Annotated in this window: 18 protein-coding genes and 1 pseudogene; 8 read left to right on the top strand and 11 right to left on the bottom strand. The window is 44.8% G+C overall.

Annotated features, from left to right (window positions below):
• Positions 1–82 precede the first annotated feature (82 nt).
• Complete coding sequence (locus tag BLU33_RS23670) at positions 83–2263, bottom strand: glycoside hydrolase family 31 protein (RefSeq protein ID WP_091379327.1); 2181 nt, start codon at positions 2261–2263, stop codon at positions 83–85.
• Between the two features lie 582 nt (positions 2264–2845).
• Here BLU33_RS23670 and BLU33_RS25440 point away from each other — a divergent pair.
• Both BLU33_RS25440 and BLU33_RS23660 read left to right on the top strand, forming a co-directional pair.
• The gene (locus BLU33_RS25440; RefSeq protein WP_197684536.1) at positions 2846–6850 is read left to right on the top strand and encodes a beta-galactosidase; all 4005 of its coding nucleotides are present in this window, start codon (positions 2846–2848) and stop codon (positions 6848–6850) included.
• 90 nt (positions 6851–6940) lie between these two features.
• Positions 6941–8188, top strand: a complete 1248-nt coding sequence (locus BLU33_RS23660; protein WP_091379324.1) for a glycoside hydrolase family 2 protein — start codon at positions 6941–6943, stop codon at positions 8186–8188.
• A gap of 64 nt (positions 8189–8252) precedes the next feature.
• Here the strand turns inward: BLU33_RS23660 and istB are convergent, their stop codons facing one another.
• The 3 genes from istB to BLU33_RS23645 form a co-directional block, all read right to left on the bottom strand.
• Positions 8253–8999 (bottom strand): IS21-like element helper ATPase IstB, encoded by a 747-nt coding sequence (gene istB / locus BLU33_RS23655; RefSeq protein ID WP_091369152.1) that lies wholly within the window; start codon positions 8997–8999, stop codon positions 8253–8255.
• Between the two features lie 20 nt (positions 9000–9019).
• Positions 9020–10552: an IS21 family transposase gene (gene istA / locus BLU33_RS23650; protein WP_232009318.1), complete on the bottom strand. Its 1533-nt coding sequence runs from the start codon at positions 10550–10552 to the stop codon at positions 9020–9022.
• 112 nt (positions 10553–10664) lie between these two features.
• The gene (locus BLU33_RS23645; RefSeq protein ID WP_091379321.1) at positions 10665–13133 is read right to left on the bottom strand and encodes a CHC2 zinc finger domain-containing protein; all 2469 of its coding nucleotides are present in this window, start codon (positions 13131–13133) and stop codon (positions 10665–10667) included.
• Positions 13134–13285: 152 nt separating this feature from the next.
• Between BLU33_RS23645 and BLU33_RS23640 the strand changes: the two genes are divergently transcribed.
• Both BLU33_RS23640 and BLU33_RS23635 read left to right on the top strand, forming a co-directional pair.
• The gene (locus BLU33_RS23640; protein ID WP_091379303.1) at positions 13286–13618 is read left to right on the top strand and encodes a helix-turn-helix domain-containing protein; all 333 of its coding nucleotides are present in this window, start codon (positions 13286–13288) and stop codon (positions 13616–13618) included.
• 12 nt (positions 13619–13630) lie between these two features.
• Complete coding sequence (locus BLU33_RS23635) at positions 13631–14023, top strand: helix-turn-helix domain-containing protein (protein WP_091379300.1); 393 nt, start codon at positions 13631–13633, stop codon at positions 14021–14023.
• Positions 14024–14031: 8 nt separating this feature from the next.
• On the opposite strand, the gene BLU33_RS23630 is transcribed toward BLU33_RS23635, so the two are convergent.
• The gene (locus BLU33_RS23630) at positions 14032–14439 is read right to left on the bottom strand and encodes a hypothetical protein (protein WP_091379298.1); all 408 of its coding nucleotides are present in this window, start codon (positions 14437–14439) and stop codon (positions 14032–14034) included.
• Positions 14440–14493: 54 nt separating this feature from the next.
• Between BLU33_RS23630 and BLU33_RS23625 the strand changes: the two genes are divergently transcribed.
• Positions 14494–14757: a hypothetical protein gene (locus BLU33_RS23625; RefSeq protein ID WP_091379295.1), complete on the top strand. Its 264-nt coding sequence runs from the start codon at positions 14494–14496 to the stop codon at positions 14755–14757.
• A gap of 433 nt (positions 14758–15190) precedes the next feature.
• On the opposite strand, the pseudogene BLU33_RS23615 reads toward BLU33_RS23625, so the two are convergent.
• From BLU33_RS23615 to BLU33_RS23590, 5 genes and pseudogenes are all read right to left on the bottom strand, one after another.
• Positions 15191–15922, bottom strand: a pseudogene (locus BLU33_RS23615) (RHS repeat-associated core domain-containing protein); the annotation flags it as partial.
• 125 nt (positions 15923–16047) lie between these two features.
• Positions 16048–16338: a hypothetical protein gene (locus BLU33_RS23610; protein WP_091379318.1), complete on the bottom strand. Its 291-nt coding sequence runs from the start codon at positions 16336–16338 to the stop codon at positions 16048–16050.
• 772 nt (positions 16339–17110) lie between these two features.
• Complete coding sequence (locus BLU33_RS23600; protein WP_091379312.1) at positions 17111–17980, bottom strand: tyrosine-type recombinase/integrase; 870 nt, start codon at positions 17978–17980, stop codon at positions 17111–17113.
• Complete coding sequence (locus BLU33_RS23595; protein WP_091379309.1) at positions 17977–18909, bottom strand: tyrosine-type recombinase/integrase; 933 nt, start codon at positions 18907–18909, stop codon at positions 17977–17979. Before BLU33_RS23595 ends, BLU33_RS23600 begins: the two co-directional genes overlap by 4 nt.
• A 108-nt stretch (positions 18910–19017) precedes the next feature.
• Positions 19018–21642, bottom strand: coding sequence for a CHC2 zinc finger domain-containing protein (locus BLU33_RS23590; RefSeq protein WP_091379306.1), 2625 nt, complete (start codon positions 21640–21642; stop codon positions 19018–19020).
• Between the two features lie 152 nt (positions 21643–21794).
• Between BLU33_RS23590 and BLU33_RS23585 the strand changes: the two genes are divergently transcribed.
• Positions 21795–22127: a helix-turn-helix domain-containing protein gene (locus tag BLU33_RS23585; RefSeq protein WP_091379303.1), complete on the top strand. Its 333-nt coding sequence runs from the start codon at positions 21795–21797 to the stop codon at positions 22125–22127.
• A gap of 12 nt (positions 22128–22139) precedes the next feature.
• Positions 22140–22532, top strand: a complete 393-nt coding sequence (locus tag BLU33_RS23580) for a helix-turn-helix domain-containing protein (RefSeq protein ID WP_091379300.1) — start codon at positions 22140–22142, stop codon at positions 22530–22532.
• Between the two features lie 8 nt (positions 22533–22540).
• Here the strand turns inward: BLU33_RS23580 and BLU33_RS23575 are convergent, their stop codons facing one another.
• Positions 22541–22948, bottom strand: coding sequence for a hypothetical protein (locus tag BLU33_RS23575; RefSeq protein WP_091379298.1), 408 nt, complete (start codon positions 22946–22948; stop codon positions 22541–22543).
• Between the two features lie 54 nt (positions 22949–23002).
• On the opposite strand from BLU33_RS23575, the gene BLU33_RS23570 reads away from it, so the two are divergent.
• Complete coding sequence (locus BLU33_RS23570; RefSeq protein WP_091379295.1) at positions 23003–23266, top strand: hypothetical protein; 264 nt, start codon at positions 23003–23005, stop codon at positions 23264–23266.
• The last annotated feature ends 152 nt before the right edge of the window (positions 23267–23418 follow it).

The following is a 23418-nucleotide window of genomic DNA, read 5'->3' as shown; positions in this document are numbered from 1 at the left end:
GAACTATAACCGAGAGCCATTTATTAGCTGCATTGCAGTCTTTAGGTTCCCTTTCATCATATCAAAGTGGAGCATAATTTTATTATTTAAAAACTACGCTTCCTTTTTTGCCTAAAGTTGCCACCTTTTCTTTCTTCCCTAAAACCGCTTTAATAGTTTTATAGACGTTTTTACCGGAATAACGGCCACTTACCTTCCAGGTCAATGTTTTAGTTTTATCGCTCCAAAAATAGGCTGTTGTTCTTGTATCGTCTTTGGTATAATTGTAGGATGTATCATCATCCTCAACCATTTTAAAGCTGCCGTTTTTTCCGGGGTAGATATGGATTTCAAGCGGAGTACTGGAAGTTTGTTCAGAATATTGAATAACAGGACCCACCGGAAGTATTGTACCTGCGCGAACATATACAGGTATTTCATCGAGCGCCTTATCAACTGCAATAGTTTTCGGGCCTCTGATCACATCGCCGCTATAGTAGTTATACCAGGTATCATTAGGGAAGTAGATTTTCCGTTTACCACCTTCATTCAATACCGGCGCAGCCAATAACCCCTTACCAACCAGCCATTCATCCGTCATGTTGGCAATGGTTGTATCTGTTGGAAACTCCATCACCAATGGCCGCATAATAGGGGCGCCGGTGTTATAGGCCTCATGCCCCAGGCTATAAATATAGGGGAGTAATTGATAGCGAAGGTTAAGCGCTTTGCGTATTGCTGCTTCGCCGTCATTGCCCCAAAGAAAAGGGAAACGCGCGGTGGTGCCAATATCGGAGTGGGAGCGCATGATCGGGAAAAATACGCCCGCCTGAAACCAGCGGACTAACAGCTCTTTAGCTGGTGTGCCGTGGAAGCCACCAATGTCGCAAGCACCGTAGTACATTCCTGCAAGGCTGAAATTAAGCAAGTCCTTAGGCACGTCAGCCAAATACGGCCAGGTTGAATAAATATCGCCGCTCCAGGTACAATAGCCAAATCGCTGATTACCCGGGCTAAATGACCTGTTTAGTGTAAAATGACGATAATTTGGCCGGGCGGATGCCAGCAAGTCGCGCTGGGCGGTATTCCACCAATAATAACAGGTATAATAAGATTCGCCTTCGTCGTCCCACCAGGCATCAACACCTGCGTTAAGTAGTGGCCTGGTTTTTTCTTCGAACCATTTTCGCAGCCCGGCATTGCTAAAGTTCAGATCACGGCTATCAGTTTTCGGGTTGATCAGCCAGCCGTTTTTCCTGGCTGTATCCAGCAGCAGGTTATTTCCCAGCCTTGGTTTACGGATACCAATAAATTTAATTCCCTGGCTTTTCAATTCGGCTATCTGTTTGGCCGGGTGGGGGAATAATTGGGGGTTAAATGTAAAATCGGTAAAGCCTTCCTTACCTTCTTTTTTTACTGAATAATCAGGTGTGGTGGTGTACCACTCAAAATCGAAGATAAAAGCATCTACCGGCAATTTATGCGTGCGGAATTTAGTTTCAACATTAGCTATATAAGCACTGTCGGCCCAACCCCATTGGCTTTGCAGGTAACCAAATGCCCATCTTGGCGGTAGTTTGGGCCGCCCAATAAGCTTTACATATCCGCTTGCACCATCATACATGGTTTTGGCAGGCCACAGATATAAATTTGCTGTTTTCCCGGCAAACGTCCAGGTTAAGGCCGTCTTATTCTGGGTCCGGTTCCAGGTTGCCGGGTTATTGTCATTTGCCGAAACGCCAAACGCACTGTAACCTGCGCTATTCCAAAAATAGGGAATGTCGGCAACGCCATTTCCCGCAGAAGAATTAGACTCGTTTTTTTCAAGCTTTTTTGTCGATTTATTTCCAGAGCCATAAAGCTCCCCTTCTGTAGTATGGGTGATTTTTATCGAAGTATCTGTAGATGAAAAAATGCCGTCACGGATAAGCATCCGGCCGTTAGCATCGTATAAAGACCATACCTCGGTATCAATATTAATCATCAATTTCCCATACGATGTTTTAATCCCGTATGACGGAGGCGACGAAATCACCGTATAAGACGTCATAGCTTTGTTGCTCTCGTCAATAAAAACACTTTTAATGGTGGATGGCGCTATAGAGTCGTTTAAGCTTAAACAAAATGCTGCATCTTTAACAGCTAATAACCCTATTTGCTGCCCACCTGCTTTTACCAATATTCCGTGTGGGATTTTAGTGATTTGAGCATTAGCAGTAAAAATTGCAGCCGACTGCAAAACAGCGATCAGTAATAAAATCAGTTGTCCTTTTTTAAGTTTCATTTTTGAGCAGGAAATTAGTGTTGTGGCTATTGAGCCATTGGTTGGTGCCAAGTTATAAATAATTTGCTAAACCGGTTTTGTGAATGGTGGTTTTTTTTAAATAATAAGTTCGTGAGTCATATGCTGATCGAATTTTAGTGCAGATCTTAAAATGTAGTAGCAAAGCATAACTTCGATCTACCTAAATATTATGGGCATCCTATACCAGGGTGATAATTAAATATTAAAGCCCAAAATCAACCAATTACAAACGTTTGCGTTACATTTTTACCCGGGGGCTTAAAATACTTGCTCTTGCCACAAAATGATTGACTTTCCCGAATTAATTATTAGTCATTTGGGATTTAGATGCTTAATTTAAAATAACCGTCAAACAAACGTTTGTGTTGAGTTGAGTGGTATATTAATTAGGCATTTGCTTTAATGCCTTCCTAAATTGGGATCGAATTAGTAAATATCTAACATTATTCACCTCTCTACTAATCAAATAAATTATGAACCAACCTTATTAACCCTTTAAAGAGGGTAAATAACAATCGATGCCAGAAGAGAATTTTCAAGAAAAAAATCAATAAAGCTAAAATGACTAAAGCTATAAAAAGGACTGTTTTATTATTCTCATTGTTGTTTTATACTATTGGGTTATTTGCCCAGGTAAAAAAGCAGCAAACACAGGTTTGGACCCCGGATAATGGTAACGGTACATTTACCAATCCCTTGATGTGGGGCGATTGGCCCGATCCTGATATTATTCGTGTGGGTGACGAATTCTATTTCATTTCCACCAGTATGCATTATGTTCCCGGTTGCCCTATTGCTAAATCAAAGGACCTGGTTAATTGGGAGATGGCAGGCTACGCTGTTCCGCGTTACGATGAGGATCCCCGCTATGATATGAAGGGCGGTAGTATGTATTTGAACGGTTCCTGGGCATCTACGCTTCGTTATCATAATGGCACCTTTTATGCCGGCTTTTGTACCCCGAGCGGATTCGGTACAAAAGAGGGACATTTTTCTATATGCACAGCTAAGGATGTCAATGGGCCATGGACCAGAACCATTTTTAAGGAATCACTGTATGACCCAGGCTTGTTTTTTGATGACGACGGAAAAGTTTATGTAGCGCACGGACAACAAAAACTATTCATAACGGAGTTGAACAGTGATGCCCGTTCCGTAAAAGTTCCTCAAAAAGAAATATACAACAATCCTAAATATCCCTACTTGGAGGGTTCTCATTTATACAAGGTAAATGGCAAATACTACCTGCTGGGGTCTACAGGCGGAACAAAGGGGCGACAGGTCTGTCTTCGTTCAGATAACATCTACGGGCCTTACGAATCAAAAGTAGTTATCAATGACGATCATACTTATCCCGGCAATGGACTGCATCAAGGGGGTATGGTACAATTGAAAGATGGTTCCTGGTGGTTTATTATTATGCAGGATCGCGGCCCTATTGGTCGCGTGCCTAACCTGGAGCCTGTTACATGGGTAGATGGCTGGCCCATGTTAGGAGAAAATGGCAAAGGAGTAGATACCTTTAAAAAGCCCAATGTAGGGGGCGTTTACCCTATCACAGTCCCCGCTACAGCTGATGAATTTAATTCGCCCAAGCTTGGTTTACAGTGGCAATGGAATCATAACCCCGATCCACAAAAATGGTCACTGACTGAACATAAAGGGTATATGCAATTGAAAGCGAACAACGCCAAAAATTTGGCTGATGCCCGCAATACGCTTACCCAACGTGTGCAAGGCCCCTATTCAGAAGGCTCGGTTGAAATGCAGGTGAACGGCATGAAAGATGGTGATGTAGCCGGATTTGGTGTTTTTCAGTTTCCTTATGCCTTTGTTTCGGTGCAACAAAACGGGACGAAAAGGACAATTGTAATGGTTAATAATGACACCACTATTACCACTGTAAACTTTACGGGTAATACGATTTGGTTTAAGGCCAGTGTTACACATATTGGCTTTAAAGCATCATTTGCTTATAGCGTTGATGGCAAAAACTATCAGCCTATAGGTAATGAATTGAAAATGGGACTGGGGTTAGATTGGACAGCCAATCGTTTTGCATTGTTCAACTATAATACCAATAAAACTGGCGTGGGTGGTTACGCTGATTTTAACTGGTTCCATTACACAAATATTGAACCGGCAAAAAGCTCCGCCAGCGTTCCTGTGATTAAGCAGTTCGCCCATCCCGACCGTATTAGATACGACGGGAACAGCATGAAGATTGAAGGCAAAGATTTTTTCATGTATAGTGCGGCCTTCCATTATTTTAGATGCCCGAAAGAACTATGGCGCGATAGATTTAAGAAAATAAAGGAAGCCGGTTTTAACACGGTTGAGACTTATGTGCCATGGAACTGGCACGAACGTGACATGCCTGCCAGCATCTCGGATACATCTAAATTTGATTTTACCGACCTGAAGGAGTGGCTAAAAATGGCGCAGGATGAATTTGGATTATATACCGTAGTTCGTCCGGGGCCATTTATTTGTGCGGAATGGTCTGGTGGTGGATATCCGCAATGGCTAGCAAAATATGGCCCAGGTAAGGGTGATTTTTGGCTACGTAGCGCCGATCCGGAACATATCAAATGGTCGGAGCATTGGTACAATGCAGTTTGTAAGGTGCTTGCCAAAGAGCAGCTTACCCGAAAGCCAAAAGGCAGTAAAGGGATTATTATGGTGCAGATTGAAAATGAGTATGATGCTTTTGATGGACCAGGCAAAGAGGATTTATTGAGAGCACTTTACAGATCGGCAAAAAACAATGGTATTGATGTGCCGATATTTACCTGCTTAACAGCTGAATGCCGTGAGAGTAAAAAGCCTGAGCTTTCACAGGTGTTCGATTGTGATAATTACTATGTCGGGTTAAATGAAGCACCGAGCTGTGCCTATCGTATGGCACAGTTGCGGCGCAGCCAGCCTGATGCTCCCGGGTTTGTTACCGAATTACAGGGTGGATGGTTTTCGCTGGTAACCGGCAGGCTCAGCGACGAAAACTATTCCGATGCCCGCCACTTTAACGCTATTGGGTTAATGAGTTTATTGGGTGGTGCCTCCGGCCTGAATTATTATATGTTTTATGGCGGAACCCATTTTGCTGGCTGGGGTGCGCGTGGCATGACTACCAGCTATGATTATAATGCTGCAATACGTGAGAATGGAGAATTATCACCTAAATATTTTGCCGCTAAAGGTATTGGCGAATTCATTAAAAAATATGGTGATAAACTTTTGTATACCCAGGGAGGTCCTTGCGAACTTAAAGTTGCGGGCAATGCTGCTCCCAAAGAACTTTTTGGTGGCGTGCGTATAGCACCCGATGGAACCAAGTTTGTTTTCCTGCATAATACCGATGCAAAAAAATCACTATCAGGTACAATAACAATTGTGCCCGGAAAAATTGTTCGTCCCGCTGATCCGATCTATAACATCAATCAGAATGGAGAGAAAGTACTTATCAGTACAACAGGTGCAGATACTTCGGCAAAGCTTACTATCAGCCCATTTGAGGTAAACTATGAACTTGCGGACCTTGGCGCTAAAGTGCTGGTAATACCTCCGGGTGCTACTCCCGATAAAGGGGAGTGGTGGCCCAAAAGCCAAACTACTGAAACTCATTTAAGCCAAGTCCCTGCTCGCGTTCGTATTGCTACTGCAGTTAAGCACGATGACCCTTTTGCAGAAGCAAAATGGCAACCATTGGAAGACGGAAAATCGCTGTCAGAAATAGGAGTGAATGATTTCCGGTATAGCTACTATCGCTGCCGGGTAAATCTTAATGCTGATCAGGTAGCAACTGAAACCAAGTTACTATTCAACATGTTTACGCGTGATATTGTTATGGCGCAGGTGAATGGCAAACTTGCCAAACGTATCTTCCCCGATAAAGCCGATGCACAATCATGGCCTACCCGTGATTGCTTTACCCGGATTGATTCAAACACATTCGATAATCAGTTTGATGTAACCGGATTACTAAAAAAAGGTGATAATGAAATTGTGGTGGTTTATGAAAATTTAGGCCATGCGCATGGCTATATGCCAATGGAAGAACTTGCCGGTATTAAGAAAGGCGGTTTATCAAATACTACAAAAAGCATTACGCAGCCGCTTCAATGGCAGGTAGCCCAGGATTTGGCCGGGGTTACTAACGGTTGGACTCTTCCGGATTTCGATGCGAAAAAATGGAAAAAGGTTGCGCTTGATACAATTACTGTTATACCACGGAAAGGAAATAGAATTCAACCTAAAAATACGCCAACGGCATTGGTTACCTGGTATAGAGTGGAATTTGAATTACCAGCCTCTGCCAGTCAATCAACATGGCTAGCCCGTATCAACGCATCCGGAAATGGCTATATGTGGCTGAATGGGAACAATATCGGCCGCCATTGGGAAGTGGGCCCGCAACGTGAATTTTATTTACCGGAATGTTGGCTGAAATTTGGGAAAGGTGAAAAGAATGTATTGGTATTTGGCCTACGACAAACAGATTCCGGCGCATTTATAAAGGCATTGGAAATTGCACCGTATTCAATATCATCAATAACCGCATTGTAAATTCGCTCTTTTATTAAGCTTTTTTCTATTGATAGTCAGTGCCCAAATTAAATGATGGTAAACAATTTATAAATCTATAACACTAACTGTATGCTGCAATTTATATCAAACTCCTATTCAAAAAGTTTAGGCCTTTTATTATTGGGTTTGCAGCTAATGCTGGCTAACTACACATTAGCCCAATCGCGCCAGGTTTTAGCAATTAACCAGGACTGGAAGTTTAAGAAAGCATCCTATAACACCAATATTGCTTTTGCCGATGGTAATTGGGAAAATGTGACTATCCCGCATACCTGGAATAATAAGGATATGCAGAGCGGCAAGGGCTTTTATACAGGTGATGCTTTTTATAAGAAAGAGATTGTTGCAAAAAATGAATGGAAAGATAAACGGGTTTTTATCCGCTTTGAAGGAGTAGGCACAGTTGCTGATTTATATGTGAATAATAAATTTATAGGTGAGCATAAAGGCGCTTACTCGGCTTTTTGTTTTGAGATCAGCAACTCATTAAAATATGATACGACCAACACCATCTTAGTAAAAGTTAATAATGAGGAACGCACTGACGTTATCCCAACCAACAATAGATTGTTTGGCGTATTTGGCGGAATTTATCGCCCTGCCGAACTGATTATTACCAATAAGATTAATATCACCACAACCGATTATGCCTCGCCGGGCATTTATATCAAACAAAATACCAGTAATAAAAAAGCCGATATTACAGTAACGGCCAAAATAGAAAACAAAGAAGACCACACGCGGCAAGTAATTGTGCAAACAGCGATCTGTGATAAGGATGGGAAAATAGTAAAACAAATACAGCGACAGGCAACGGTAAGACCGCAGGGCATCAATATCATTGATCAGCAACTTCAATTGGCCAATCCGCATTTGTGGAATGCCCGTAAAGACCCTTATTTATATTCGCTTACCACTTCAATCATTCAGGATGGTAAGGTAACAGACGCAGTTACCCAGCCACTTGGCTTGCGGTACTTTGCGATTGTAGCGGGTAAAGGGTTTTATTTGAATGGCGAGTCTTACCGTTTATATGGTGTTTGCCGCCACCAGGAATGGCAGAGCTCTGGCAGCGCATTAAGCAATAAACAGCACGAAACGGATCTGGATATGATCTATGAAATAGGTGCTACCTCTATCCGCTTTGCCCATTATCAGCAGGCTGAATATATTTACTCTAAATGCGATAGCCTGGGATTTGTGATCTGGGCCGAAATACCATTTGTAAACGCCGTTACCACGCACGAGGGCGATAATGTATATTATGGAGATGTTGACCACCCTGTTTCGGGCCAAATTGACCCAGGGGTTAGCTGACTTTTGGGTTGCAGCAAATGCTATAAAAGCATGTACAAAAATAGTTATTTAAAAGGTAATTTCATTAATGGCTGTTTTCTGGTTCAACATTACGTTTTCTTCTCATAGATTCTCCCTTTAACTCGATGCGGTGTGCATCATGAACGATCCGGTCAAGGATCGCATCAGCAACCGTTTTTTCACCGATCACTTCAAACCATTTGCTCACTGGCAACTGCGAAGTGATGATCAGCGAGGTCTTACCGTGCCTGTCCTCAATGATCTCCATTAGCGCAGCCCTGCTTTGTGCATCAAAAGGCTGGATACCAAAGTCGTCGAGTATGAGCAATTGCTGTCTTTCGATCTTAGCCAGCTCTTTCATGTAGGAGCCGTCCGCCTTGGCCATCTTCAGTTTAGCGAACAGTTTGGGTGTACTGGTGTACAATACCCGGTAGCCCAATACACAGGCCTGGTAGCCCACAGCAGAAGCAATATAGCTTTTACCGATACCGGTACTGCCGGTGATCAGCAGGTTCTCGAAGCGGTCAACAAACGTACAATCTGCCAGGCGCATGATCTGGTTGCGGTCGATACTTCGGTCGGCATGATAATGAACATCTTCAATTGAAGCTTTATAGCGGAACCGGGCATATAGGATCGTGCGTTCGATACGCCTGTTCTGCCGGTCGTCCCATTCTGCATCTACCAGGTGGGCCAGTAGTTCATCTGCCGTGTAATCGTTTGTTTTACCGGTTTCCATACTGCTTTTAAAGGCATGGAACATGCCGAAGAACTTCATCTTCCGCAGTTTGTCTAAGGTGCTTGTGTTCATGTTATTGTTGTTTTAAATGGTTATTTGTAATAGTCTTTTCCCCGGATATTACCATGATCAGGCATGGGTAGCTCATCGGCAAATATGCTTTCCTCATAGTTGTCCATCTTGTTTTCCAATATGGTTTGTATCGTTTTATAGCTATAAAGGCCATAACTGAGCCCTCGCTGACAGGCCATTATTAACCGGTCATTCCCTGCTTTTTTTGCAAAGCCAAGTACCCCCAGGCAGGATTTGTAAGCCTGTTCGGGGTGTTGTTTACGCTCCAGTATCTGAAGGATATATAGCCTGACATCCTCATGAATGGAGGCCGCCCAATTGAGGAACATATCTGGTGTCCAGTCACTTTTAAAGCGGTGAGCGCTGGCCATGTGTTCTTTGTCAGTAGTATAACCATAGGGGTTCTTTTCGCGCGGGTGCAAAGCGATACGCTCATAATTGGAGTAGATCTCTACAATAGTGCGGGAGTATAATAGCTTAACCCGCTTGCCGATGAAGCGATAAGGCACACTGTAATAGTGTTTATCAGGGCCGAGATTGACATGGCCATTCTTGATCACCCTGGCATAAAAGTGTTTTTTGAACTGGTAACGCAGGACAGGTAGCGGTGCCAGGGCCCCACGCTCGATCTCTTCAAACTGTAGTATCCTGCTATAATTGCGACCCTTAAGCAACTGGCTGTTATGGACTTCCAGGGCCTGCCAGATCGCTGTATTGAGTTCTGTTAAAGAATGGTAGACATGCTTGTTTAAAGGGGCGTATACCTTGGTATAAATGATCTTAACGGCACCTTCTACTAATGCCTTGTCACGCGGGCGGTACGCCCGCGCTGGTAGAATGGTAGTCCCATAATGGTCGGCGAAGTCTTCAAATGTTTCGTTAAGGGTTGGTTCATAGCGGCTGCTTTTGGTTACAGCCGCCTTCAGGTTATCCGGTACAATGGCGGCAGGAACGCCGCCGATAAAGTGCAGGGTATTCTCGCAGGCTGCGATAAAGTCTTCCTTTTGCTGGCTCATAACAGCCTCTACATAGGTGAGCTGACTGGCCCCAAGGATTGCTACAAAGACTTCTACTTCAATGACTTCACCGGTTTCCTTGTCCGTATAGCTCATCTTTTCACCCGCAAAATCAACGTATAGCTTGTCTCCGGCCTTGTGATCCATGTGCATGGTCGGGTTGACCCTGGTCTTCCATTGGTTGTAATACGTGCAAAACTGGGTGTACTTATAGCCGTCAGGAAACTCTTTGATATAGGCTTCCCACAGGAGTTGCCGGTTCATACCGGTCTTTTTGAGCTCTTTATCGACGTGCGGAAAGCAGCGCAGCATGGATTGCATACGGCTGCTTGGCTGGTTGTTTTCCCTGGTCTTGCCGAAAATATCTTCCAGTTCCTTATCATTCAGGCTATTAACTTCTTCAAAGGTAAAGCCGCTCTTCTTAAGGACGGCCAGGTACTTTCTTACGGTATTCCGGGATGAATCAATCTGGGCAGCTATAAATCGCGTGCTGCGACCCTGGCTGTTCATCCTTAAAATCTTTCTAATCTTACTCATGCTGATTGTCAAATTGGCCATCTTAGAACGGGTCTTTTGCCCTCAAAAGATGGTTGCTTCTACAGCATTTGCTACGAGTTTTGGTGGGTCAGTTTGCCCCGAAATACCATGGTCAGTTTGCCCCGAAACAGTGGGTCAGCTTGCGCCGAAATGGTGTGGTCTCATTCATCATAATCTCCACCTTGCCGCTGATATAGCTTTTTACCTGCTCGAAGTATTGCCTTAAACTCCCGTCCAGTTCGTCCACTTTCAACAGTATGCTTTCAAACATGATATCGCAGGCTGTTTTCAGGTCTCCCTTTTCTGCGATCAGCCTGCCTCTTTCGTCTTTCTTCCTTTGGTACTGGTTTAATAAAGTAACCTGTTTGACAAAGGCCTGGTACAGTTCGTTGAGCCGCCTGATCTTATGCACTTCGTCGGGCAACTGTATTTTATTGGCGTATGGGTTAATGACCTCATAAGGTTTTAACAGCCGGATACAGTTTTGCAGAAAAGCTTTGATGTCTTTTTCTTTGCCGGTATCGGTCAGGCCTGCCGCCTTGTCGTTCTGATATTGGATGATCTTTTGGGTCTGTGCCTTGCTTTCGTCAACGGCGATCAAAAAAGCCCTGCCCATATTGTCCTCATAGATTTCGCCTTTAGTAGTGGCCGACAGGCTGGCTATCGGCCCTCTTACCGTTTTTACCGCCGCCCGGATATTGCCGCTTTCGTCTTTGATACTGGTGCTGCTGGTCAGCACCTCCCGGCTCATCAGTTCCCGCAGGGCGAGTAGGGCTTCTTCTTTCATGCCGTCCAGGTCTTCAAAGCATAACAGCGTATGCGAGAGTTCGTATTCGCCGTAATTATAAAAGCTGCTTTCCGTTACCCTGGTCAATGCGGTTACATCTTCCGGCGGCATCAGCCCCGCTATTTTGATAATCAGGTGCGTTTTACCGCTGCCGCTGCTGCCCTGTACCAGGGCGTGCAGCGTGTCATTCATTTTGTAACTGGATGCGATACAGTATAAAAAGATACGGTTGGTTTCTTCGCCCGTTACGCCAGCCTTGCCGATCAGCGCATTGATATTTTGGATAAGGCCGGGTTTGTTTAAGAAGTCCAGGCACTTCTTTTTGCTTTCTTCGTTCATTTGGTATGCCGGTGCCCCGGTGGGGTTTTCGTTAGATTTTGTAACTTGTTTATCCCGTTCCGCTTCCAGCAGGTCGGTCAACAGGCTGATGTCTGTTTGTAATAAGTCTGCCCGTAAGTTCAGTTTATCGGCGGCCTCTTTCGTGTTGCGCTCCACATCCTTGTCATTATACAGGTCGTATTTTAAGCGGCTTTTCAGGTAGGGCAAAGCCGGGTTTTCTATCGCAAGCGTTATTTTTAAGCTGTCCAGTTCTTTTTTTAGCCCGCCCTGCACGTAATATTTGGCGGTGGCGGTCGTGAATTTGATTTGGTGGGGGTTACTGCAATCTAAGGCCGGGGTTGCAGGGCTGATAACGACTTCGTCATTTTTTTCAGTTGAAAAAAGAACCTGGCCGCTTTTGGGTTTTTGCTCCGCTCTTTCATCGAGCAGGTGGATTAACATTTCCGCTTCATGCCCCTGTGCCAGGCTATTGATGTCTTCGCCCTCCGGCGTTTGTACCGCTGTTATTTTTGTATTTGGTAATAATTCGGATAAGGATTTGCCGTACTTTTTTACCGCTGCCGTGCCTGCCTGGTCGCCGTCAAAGAAGAAGATCACTTCTTCCAGGTCTGTTAAGCCTTTGATCGCTTTTATATGTTCATCGGTCAGGCCATTGGTGCCGTAACAGGAAAGTACGCTGTAAGCTGCGGAGATCTGCGGGATTTGTAACAGCGTGGCCGCATCAATGATGGCTTCGGTCAATATCAGCTTTTTGGTATCAGGTTTCGGGTAAGCCGGGTACAGGCCTGCCCGGTCTTTCAGGTAAAAGTGTTTGCTTTCCTTGTCGTTTAAGGTGCTTCTAAAGTAAAGGCCTGCGATATGCCCGTCTTTGTCTTTCAGCCCGAATACCACGCACCATTTGCCGAAAACGTTATAAGCGGCTTCACCAGTTTTGCTTTTATTCCCGCTGTCCTGTAGCAAGCCCACTGCTATGCAGCTTTTGATCAGGGCTTCGTCTTTCCTGGTGCCGTGGTGGTACTGCCCTGCATTATAGCCGACCTCCGTTTGCTTAAAGTCAAGGCTACGGCTTTGCAGGTATTCCTGCGCTGGCTTGCTGTTATGCACCGCATTTTTAAAGTAGCTGAACATTTTGGTGAGTACCGCTTGCTTGGTTAACTGCTGCGCCTGGTTACCGGTGTTGTGGCCGCCGATCAGCTGCACCGCTTTTTCTATGGCCTCGTGCTTGGTCAGGTTTTCCTTGTGCATAATAAAGTCGATCACGTCCATACTCTTGCCGTGGGTGCTGCAATTGCTGCTGAAACAGTACGCCGTCTGCGTTTTGTAGTACACCTGCAAACTCGGCGTTTTATCTTCATGGAACGGGCAGCATAAACGGGCTTGCTTGTCAGGGTACAACTGGTAATGCTGTAATACCGACTTCATTAATAGCTGCGTTTTGATGTCTTCTATTTCCATTGAAATTTATTTTTACATTTCTGAAATCCTACAAACTTGCCGTAAAACTATAAAACCTGTATGACTAAAACAAACATTGATGATTTTTATCCTACAAGTTTTGTTTATATCTTTACATAATCACACATTTAGGTGCATTAAATCATACAAATATGACTTTCGGGGAACGTTTAACACTGGTGAGAAAAAGGAAGAATCTATCCCAGGCGGAGACTGGTAAAAAGATTGGTATCAATGGGGATGCCTACGGAAGATATGAACGTGGCGAAGTGAGGCCTACCATAGAAATGGCGGTAAAGATCGCCCAGGCTCTGGAAGTATCATTAGATTACCTCGCTGGTAACTCCGATATTGAACTGGATAAAAACACCCTTGACAGGGTACAGGAAGTAACTAAACTTACCGATAAGGACAAGGATCATATTTACATAACCCTTGATGCGCTTATTAGGGACTTTAAAAACAAAAAAGCTTATTCCCATTAATATTTTCAGACTATGGCAGAGACAATCCACATCGGCAGAAAGATAGGGCGCATAAGAGAATTGCGTGGCATCAAACAAGAGTTTTTGGCTTCTGAATTGGGCGTTAGCCAGCAGTCAATTTCCCGGATTGAGCAAAGCGAAACCGTAGAGGAAGACAAGCTGCAACAGATCGCCCAGGTGTTGGGCGTTACTGCCGAAGCCATTAAGAACTTTAGCGAAGAAGCCGTGATCAATATCATTTCAAGTACACTGCATGATAATGCAGGTTCTGTTAACAATAACTGTACCCTCAACTTTAACCCGATGGATAAGCTGCTCGAAGTAATTGAGGAGAACAAAAAGCTTTATGAACGTTTGCTGCAAAGCGAACGTGAAAAGGTTGAACTGCTGAAAGCAGGTAAATAACAAGCCGGTTATTTTAGCTTATACATTTTACGGATCGCTTCATTTTCCATAGTCGTTTCATGAAGTTGAAGCAGTACGGTATTTAACTCCTGAATAGTAAGAATGGCATGCATCCCCAATTTTGCAATAAGGATATGGGTGCCGGGCGGCACTTCTGCAAACTCTTTTTGGCTCACTAATTCGGTGGCCTGTTGGATAACCTTTAAACGTCTTTGGCTGGCCATTTCTTCGTTTACCAGGAAGTAATCCGGCGGCAGATCAAACAATTTGCCAAGCTTTATACCCTGCGCTGCCGATATATCGGCTAAACACAATTCTATTTCTTTATAGGTGGTTTCATCAACTTCTAAAAAAGCTGCCATCTTTTGCTCCGTTAAGCCTTTGGCTTTACGGGCTACATATAATATCCTGTTCATTGCAAGCCCGGTTTTGAGTGTTACCAGGCAGCAAAGTAAAAGCCCATTTATACCGTGCCGAACCCATCAGGTTTGTTCTTTACAAGCTGGCCGTTGTTTTATACAAGTGCAAAGCGGGGTTTAGGGGCGGCCAAGTTGCGCAGGCCGACCAATCCCTTACCGCCAACTGGCGGTAGGGCAAGTAAGTTTTTGGGGTACCCAAAAACACAACTTGCAACTATAAAAACAAACACCTTAACAGATAGTCAGATAGTTGTATATACAGCTAAACAGATAGCCTTAATGACAACAAAGCCCGGCATGGCCGGGCTTTGTTGAAACACCATTATAGCTATCAATCAATTTTATACTACAACTTACAATAGGTATTTATAAACTTTTAAAAGAAGTAAAAGTGAACCAAAGATGATTAACCACAACCAATATTTTTTATATGGTCGCCACTTTTCATCTGTTGAAACTTTGAGTATAATACCTATAAAAATCAGCAAAAGAGAAGAAAAAAAACTAAGAAATATACTAAGTGTCATATGATCAATTATTTAATTACCTGGCAAGTGATTCTATAATAAAAACTAACCCAACAATTATACCCATAATCGCAGTTATCCAAAAATGAATATATTGACTTATCCATTGCCCTTGCCAGTTGGTTTTTTCAGAAGCTGGCTTCTTCCTTATAATGTAAAACAACATAAGTAGTCCTCCAATAAAAAAAGCGATTCCCCAAAAAAAACGTTGCAAATCCATACTACTTTTCTTTCTTTTTATCTAAACTTTCTTTATACTTATCTACCACTTTATCTGTTTGGCTTTTAACACCTTGCAACATAAGGCTATTTAGTCCGCCAGCCATCACCTTCGATAACTCTGATGCTCCCGGCATTGCATCGTCGAGTGCTTTCTCCCCTAACTTTTCCAACCCTCTATTTACAGCCTCGTTGGTAACTGTAACAGCAGCTTTTTTATCATCACCTGTTATTAATTCAACCCCTACTTCGAGAAGTGTGCCTACGCCAGATACTATTGCACCTGAAGTTGCAACTGCGGCTCCCGGCGCTGCTCCAACTCCCGCTACAGGTGCCCCAGCAATTGCCATAACCGCACCCGCAGCAGCCGTTTTATCGCCTGTCTCCTGCATGCTTTTTGCTGTGCTTAAAAGTGCTTCTTTATGATCGGTAGTCCACTTTTGCGTTGCTACCCCTGCTTTAACAACTGCGGTTGCAGTTTGATTATAAGCGCTTTTGGTGGCTGATACAGCTGTATTATAAACAGCTTTCGTTGTAGCTACAGCATTATTATAACTACTTTTTGCTTGTTTTACTGCATTATCTAACCAATCCGGCCACTGGCCATCCGGGTCTTCAAATCTTATAGAATTATCAAACCCATAAACATAAGGTGACCATCTTCTACCTTTTTCCGCCATTGGGTCAATGGTTGTCCATCTTGCTATTACTGGATCGTACATTCGGTGACCATAGTCATAGACACCTAATTCTTCTTGAAGTTCTTTGCCATTGTAAAGGTACTCATTCTCCCCTGCACCACTTTTTCATTTAAAGAACGAACCGCCCTGCACGGCTTTTCAGCCGCCGTTTAGTGGCGTTAAGGTAAGGTTTTTATTTTCAATTGAAAAAAAGAAGAAGCCGTTTTGATTACCCCAGGCGATACCCGACCGCACCCACCGGACACTTTAACATAACAGCTTATTATCGTACTATCGTCCCATAATGCCATTATGTTAAGCAGCGAAGCTGCCCGTTGTCCGGCTTTCCCCATGCTTGCCCTGCGCACCTGGTGAATGGTAAAGCCGATCATCTGTACCGCAAAGGTAGCCGCCGAAGCCAGGGCAGTAAAGGGACTTTCGCGGCATAAACCCGCAAGCCTTTCACCCACATGGCCATTTATTCCACGTTCCCTTGACAGCCCCGTCTTCTCCCGCTTTTTGGTGCTTAACAGTTAATCAGCTAAACCTCTATGCCCTTATTTATATATGCAGATAGACCTATAGACAGCTAAAGGAATAGACCAATAAACAACTAAGCAGCTATACAACTATACGCAGGTAAAGCAATTAGCCGATAAGCAGCAAGTTTGTGTTTTTGTGTCCACAAAAACTACCACGATGCCTGTCGGCTCGTGGCAAACTTGCCTTTGCGCCCGCTGGTTGCAAAGGTCTTTCAGCAGTTCCCCGGCGACTTCGGAGCAATGGGGCAAGATTCGATTGTCGGACAATCGTTTATCTTGCTAAACGCCAAAAGCGTTTGGCCGCAAGATTCAATTGTATTACAATTGTACATCTTGCTGATTTATAAAAAGCTGTTTTTATCCGCCTGAAAGGCCAACGTTTTCGGGCTGGATGTAAGCGTGGGTAGAGGGCTGGCCGTGCGGCTTGCATCCGGCACGTAAACGCTCCAACGGGGGTTTGGGGGCTTTGGAAGATAGCCCCCAATTAAACACAATGCCATACGCCTGTGGCTTGCGCCTTGTCTGAACGGAGTGAGTAGCGCACTCTTTTTCTGTGCAGTGGCAGGGGTTGGGTCGGGCGGCTATTTAACATAATGGCCTTATGGGACGGCTTGGGTTTTGGCGGCGGAACGGTGCGGCCGTACCATAAGAAGCTGTTATGTTATGTAGCTTTGGTTTCGCGCGCAGGCAAGGCCGGGGATTATGCCAATGGATGGTGTTTTTGGATTTCCGTTTTCAGGGTTTCAATATGGCTCTGCTTGTATTTCTCGGTAGCATCCGGGCGTTTATGCCCGGCAAAGACCTGTACTACCCGCACGTCGTTCCCGGCGTTCAGCAGGTTCATGATGACGCTTTGCCTGATGACCTGCGCCGTCAAATGCCGTCCGGGGTACAGGTGGCCGTAAGTTTCTACCAGGTATTGTATTTCAGGAATACTCAAAGGCCGCCCTAATTTGGACAGTAAAAGTTTGGTGCTGCCGCCTGTTCTTTCGGTTATTAGTTTTGGCCTGGCTTCGCTGATATAACCATGCAGTAACATGACCTGCTCCGCTTTTAAAGCTAATGTCCGCTTATTGGTTTTGTCGGTGCCAGGCACGAAGATACTGGCAGCACTTAGGTTAATATGCTGAATGTCCAGCTGCATCATTTCCCCGATCTTTAAGCCCTGGTTAACAAATAAACTCATAACTGTTTTATTTCTGTCCGCTAAGAACGGGTATCTTTCTTTCCTGGGGAGTAATAGTTTTTGCAGATCTTCTGTGGTAAACAGGTCTTGTAATTGCAAGGGCTTGGTTTTATTGTCCCTTAACCGGATGGCCTTTGCAGGGTTGTCTTTGCGCTGCCCGGTATAATAAAGGTAATGGTAATATTTCTTTAAGGCTTGTAATATCCGGGTAACCGTCCGGGCGTTGCTGTACCTGCCCCGCAGTTCGCCGATATAGCCTGTTACTTCCTGATAGCCGTACCCGCTGGCTTTGGGGTGGCTTTGCAGGTAGATATTAATGTCCCTCGTATAGTTTTTAACGGTGGATGGCGGGTGCCGCTCCTGTAAGTATCCCTGTAATGTCATTTCAATTGCTGTAACTGTCTTTGATGGATATGGGTATAAACCTGCGTGGTATTCAGGCAGCTATGCCCTAAAAAGTCCCTTACATAAGTCATTTTTACGCCGTTTTCCAGCAGGTGGGAGGCGATGCTGTGCCGCAGGTGGTGCAAACTGATCTGCCCTTTTAAATGGGTAAGGGCTGATTTTTCCAGTAGTTTTTTTAACAGCGTATCATAACCCAAACCTTGCATCCTGCTACCGCTGTTGTTTAAGATAAACGCAGCCCCCTCCAAACCTCCCCCGGTTGGGGAGGCTTTTAGTGCATAGTGGCTGCGTTCATATAGCAGGTAGTTTTTAAGGCCGTCCGCTACTTTCTCCGTTAGCGGTATGGCTCGTCTTTTTTTGCCTTTGCCCTCCCTTACATACAAAAGCTGCGCCTTGAAATGGATGTCGTTTATATTCAGGGCTACCGCCTCGCTCCGGCGCAGGCCGCAGCCGTAAAACAGGTTAAGCGCAGCTTTGTCCCTTAACGTTCCGGCAGCTTCGTACAGGCCGCCGATTTCTGCCGGGCTTAATATGATCCTTTCCGCTTTTACAGGGGCGGCAAACGCTAATGCGCTCATGGGGTTTTCTTTGATCTGCCCGGTGCGTTCCAGGTACGCAAAGCATGTCCTGATGGCAAACAGGTGCTGGCTGATCGTGCTGCCGCTCAATGCGCCGCCCCGGTACAGGGTGGGGCGCTGCTGCAGGTAGGCATGGTGCGCCGTGATATGGCCTTGCTGTATTTTCCGGATGCTGTTAATTTGCTGCTGCTCCAGCCGGGATAAGAACTCTTGTAAACAACGGGGATAGGTTTTTACGCTGCTGCGCCCGTAACCTAATGCTTCCAGGTCGGCCTTATATTCCTTTAATAACCTATGATAGTTTGGCTGGTGTATGATGTATTTTTCCATGTGCTGGTTGGTGTTTTTGAGAAACAGTGAACGCCAGGGGTAAAAGCTTTTATTATCAATACTTTAAGTGTTCACGCTGGCGTTCACCTGTTTGTGAACGCCAGTCTTTTACAGGTTTTGCAGCTGGCTGGCCAGTTGCTCTTTTAGCCTTGCCCTTAATGCGGACATATCGTCCCAATGGGTTATTTTGTAATGAAAACCCCGGTTGATATGCCCGCCGCTTTGCCGGATGTATTCTAAGGATAACAGCTTGCTCATATAGTTATGTTGCAGGGTCTTGCCCATTTTAAGCTGCTGCCTTAACTCTATCCGGGTAAACTCGTGGTCTTTGCCCTTGCCGCTGATATAGCTTTTTACCTGCTCGAAGTATTGCCTTAAACTCCCGTCCAGTTCGTCCACTTTTAACAATATGCTTTCAAACATGATGTCGCAGGCGGTTTTCAGGTCTTCCTTTTCTGCGATCAGCCTGCCTTTATCGTCTTTGTTTCGCTGGTACTGGTTTAATAAAGTAACCTGTTTGACAAAGGCCTGGTACAGCTCGTTGAGCCGCCGTATTTTATGGGCTTCATCGGGCAGCTGTATTTTGTTGGCGTAGGGGTTAATGACCTCGTAAGGTTTTAGTAACCTGATACAATTTTGCAGAAAAGCTTTGATGTCTTTTTCTTTGCCGGTATCGGTCAGGCCTGCCGCCTTATCGTTCTGATATTGGATGATCTTTTGGGTCTGTGCCTTGCTTTCGTCAACGGCGATCAAAAAAGCCCTGCCCATATTATCCTCGTAGATTTCGCCTTTGGTGGTGGCCGACAAACTGGCTATCGGCCCTCTTACTGTTTTTACCGCCGCCCGGATGTTGCCGCTTTCGTCCTTGATGCTGGTGCTGCTGGTCAGCACCTCCCGGCTCATCAGCTCCCGCAGGGCTAACAAGGCTTCTTCTTTCATGCCGTCCAGGTCTTCAAAGCATAACAGCGTATGCGAGAGTTCATACTCCCCATAATTATAAAAGCTGCTTTCCGTTACCCTGGTCAATGCGGTTACATCTTCCGGCGGCATCAGCCCCGCTATTTTGATAATCAGGTGCGTTTTACCGCTGCCGCTGCTGCCCTGTACCAGGGCGTGCAGCGTATCGTTCATTTTGTAGCTGGATGCGATGCAGTATAAAAAGATACGGTTGGTTTCCTCGCCTGTTACGCCTGCCTTGCCGATCAGTGCGTTGATATTTTGGATAAGGCCGGGTTTGTTTAAGAAGTCCAGGCACTTCTTTTTGCTTTCTTCGTTCATTTGGTATGCCGGTGCCCCGGTGGGGTTTTCGTTAGATTTTGTAACTTGTTTATCCCGTTCCGCTTCCAGCAGGTCGGTCAACAGGCTGATGTCTGTTTGTAATAAGTCTGCCCGTAAGTTCAGTTTATCGGCGGCCTCTTTCGTGTTGCGCTCCACATCCTTGTCATTATACAGGTCGTATTTTAAGCGGCTTTTCAGGTAGGGCAAAGCCGGGTTTTCTATCGCAAGCGTTATTTTTAAGCTGTCCAGTTCTTTTTTTAGCCCGCCCTGCACGTAATATTTGGCGGTGGCGGTCGTGAATTTGATTTGGTGGGGGTTACTGCAATCTAAGGCCGGGGTTGCAGGGCTGATAACGACTTCGTCATTTTTTTCAGTTGAAAAAAGAACCTGGCCGCTTTTGGGTTTTTGCTCCGCTCTTTCATCGAGCAGGTGGATTAACATTTCCGCTTCATGCCCCTGTGCCAGGCTATTGATGTCTTCGCCCTCCGGCGTTTGTACCGCTGTTATTTTTGTATTTGGTAATAATTCGGATAAGGATTTGCCGTACTTTTTTACCGCTGCCGTGCCTGCCTGGTCGCCGTCAAAGAAGAAGATCACTTCTTCCAGGTCTGTTAAGCCTTTGATCGCTTTTATATGTTCATCGGTCAGGCCATTGGTGCCGTAACAGGAAAGTACGCTGTAAGCTGCGGAGATCTGCGGGATTTGTAACAGCGTGGCCGCATCAATGATGGCTTCGGTCAATATCAGCTTTTTGGTATCAGGTTTCGGGTAAGCCGGGTACAGGCCTGCCCGGTCTTTCAGGTAAAAGTGTTTGCTTTCCTTGTCGTTTAAGGTGCTTCTAAAGTAAAGGCCTGCGATATGCCCGTCTTTGTCTTTCAGCCCGAATACCACGCACCATTTGCCGAAAACGTTATAAGCGGCTTCACCAGTTTTGCTTTTATTCCCGCTGTCCTGTAGCAAGCCCACTGCTATGCAGCTTTTGATCAGGGCTTCGTCTTTCCTGGTGCCGTGGTGGTACTGCCCTGCATTATAGCCGACCTCCGTTTGCTTAAAGTCAAGGCTACGGCTTTGCAGGTATTCCTGCGCTGGCTTGCTGTTATGCACCGCATTTTTAAAGTAGCTGAACATTTTGGTGAGTACCGCTTGCTTGGTTAACTGCTGCGCCTGGTTACCGGTGTTGTGGCCGCCGATCAGCTGCACCGCTTTTTCTATGGCCTCGTGCTTGGTCAGGTTTTCCTTGTGCATAATAAAGTCGATCACGTCCATACTCTTGCCGTGGGTGCTGCAATTGCTGCTGAAACAGTACGCCGTCTGCGTTTTGTAGTACACCTGCAAACTCGGCGTTTTATCTTCATGGAACGGGCAGCATAAACGGGCTTGCTTGTCAGGGTACAACTGGTAATGCTGTAATACCGACTTCATTAATAGCTGCGTTTTGATGTCTTCTATTTCCATTGAAATTTATTTTTACATTTCTGAAATCCTACAAACTTGCCGTAAAACTATAAAACCTGTATGACTAAAACAAACATTGATGATTTTTATCCTACAAGTTTTGTTTATATCTTTACATAATCACACATTTAGGTGCATTAAATCATACAAATATGACTTTCGGGGAACGTTTAACACTGGTGAGAAAAAGGAAGAATCTATCCCAGGCGGAGACTGGTAAAAAGATTGGTATCAATGGGGATGCCTACGGAAGATATGAACGTGGCGAAGTGAGGCCTACCATAGAAATGGCGGTAAAGATCGCCCAGGCTCTGGAAGTATCATTAGATTACCTCGCTGGTAACTCCGATATTGAACTGGATAAAAACACCCTTGACAGGGTACAGGAAGTAACTAAACTTACCGATAAGGACAAGGATCATATTTACATAACCCTTGATGCGCTTATTAGGGACTTTAAAAACAAAAAAGCTTATTCCCATTAATATTTTCAGACTATGGCAGAGACAATCCACATCGGCAGAAAGATAGGGCGCATAAGAGAATTGCGTGGCATCAAACAAGAGTTTTTGGCTTCTGAATTGGGCGTTAGCCAGCAGTCAATTTCCCGGATTGAGCAAAGCGAAACCGTAGAGGAAGACAAGCTGCAACAGATCGCCCAGGTGTTGGGCGTTACTGCCGAAGCCATTAAGAACTTTAGCGAAGAAGCCGTGATCAATATCATTTCAAGTACACTGCATGATAATGCAGGTTCTGTTAACAATAACTGTACCCTCAACTTTAACCCGATGGATAAGCTGCTCGAAGTAATTGAGGAGAACAAAAAGCTTTATGAACGTTTGCTGCAAAGCGAACGTGAAAAGGTTGAACTGCTGAAAGCAGGTAAATAACAAGCCGGTTATTTTAGCTTATACATTTTACGGATCGCTTCATTTTCCATAGTCGTTTCATGAAGTTGAAGCAGTACGGTATTTAACTCCTGAATAGTAAGAATGGCATGCATCCCCAATTTTGCAATAAGGATATGGGTGCCGGGCGGCACTTCTGCAAACTCTTTTTGGCTCACTAATTCGGTGGCCTGTTGGATAACCTTTAAACGTCTTTGGCTGGCCATTTCTTCGTTTACCAGGAAGTAATCCGGCGGCAGATCAAACAATTTGCCAAGCTTTATACCCTGCGCTGCCGATATATCGGCTAAACACAATTCTATTTCTTTATAGGTGGTTTCATCAACTTCTAAAAAAGCTGCCATCTTTTGCTCCGTTAAGCCTTTGGCTTTACGGGCTACATATAATATCCTGTTCATTGCAAGCCCGGTTTTGAGTGTTACCAGGCAGCAAAGTAAAAGCCCATTTATACCGTGCCGAACCCATCAGGTTTGTTCTTTACAAGCTGGCCGTTGTTTTATACAAGTGCAAAGCGGGGTTTAGGGGCGGCCAAGTTGCGCAGGCCGACCAATCCCTTACCGCCAACTGGCGGTAGGGCAAGTAAGTTTTTGGGGTACCCAAAAACACAACTTGCAACTATAAAAACAAACACCTTAACAGATAGTCAGATAGTTGTATATACAGCTAAACAGATAGCCTTAATGACAACAAAGCCCGGCATGGCCGGGCTTTGTTGAAACACCATTATAGCTATCAATCAATTTTATACTACAACTTACAATAGGTATTTATAAACTTTTAAAAGAAGTAAAAGTGAACCAAAGATGATTAACCACAACCAATATTTTTTATATGGTCGCCACTTTTCATCTGTTGAAACTTTGAGTAT

The sequence above is a fragment of the Mucilaginibacter mallensis genome (assembly GCF_900105165.1).
Taxonomy (GTDB): Bacteria; Bacteroidota; Bacteroidia; order Sphingobacteriales; family Sphingobacteriaceae; genus Mucilaginibacter; species Mucilaginibacter mallensis.
Note: the sequence above shows the minus strand (reverse complement) of the source record. Positions and strands in the feature narration are given on the sequence as shown.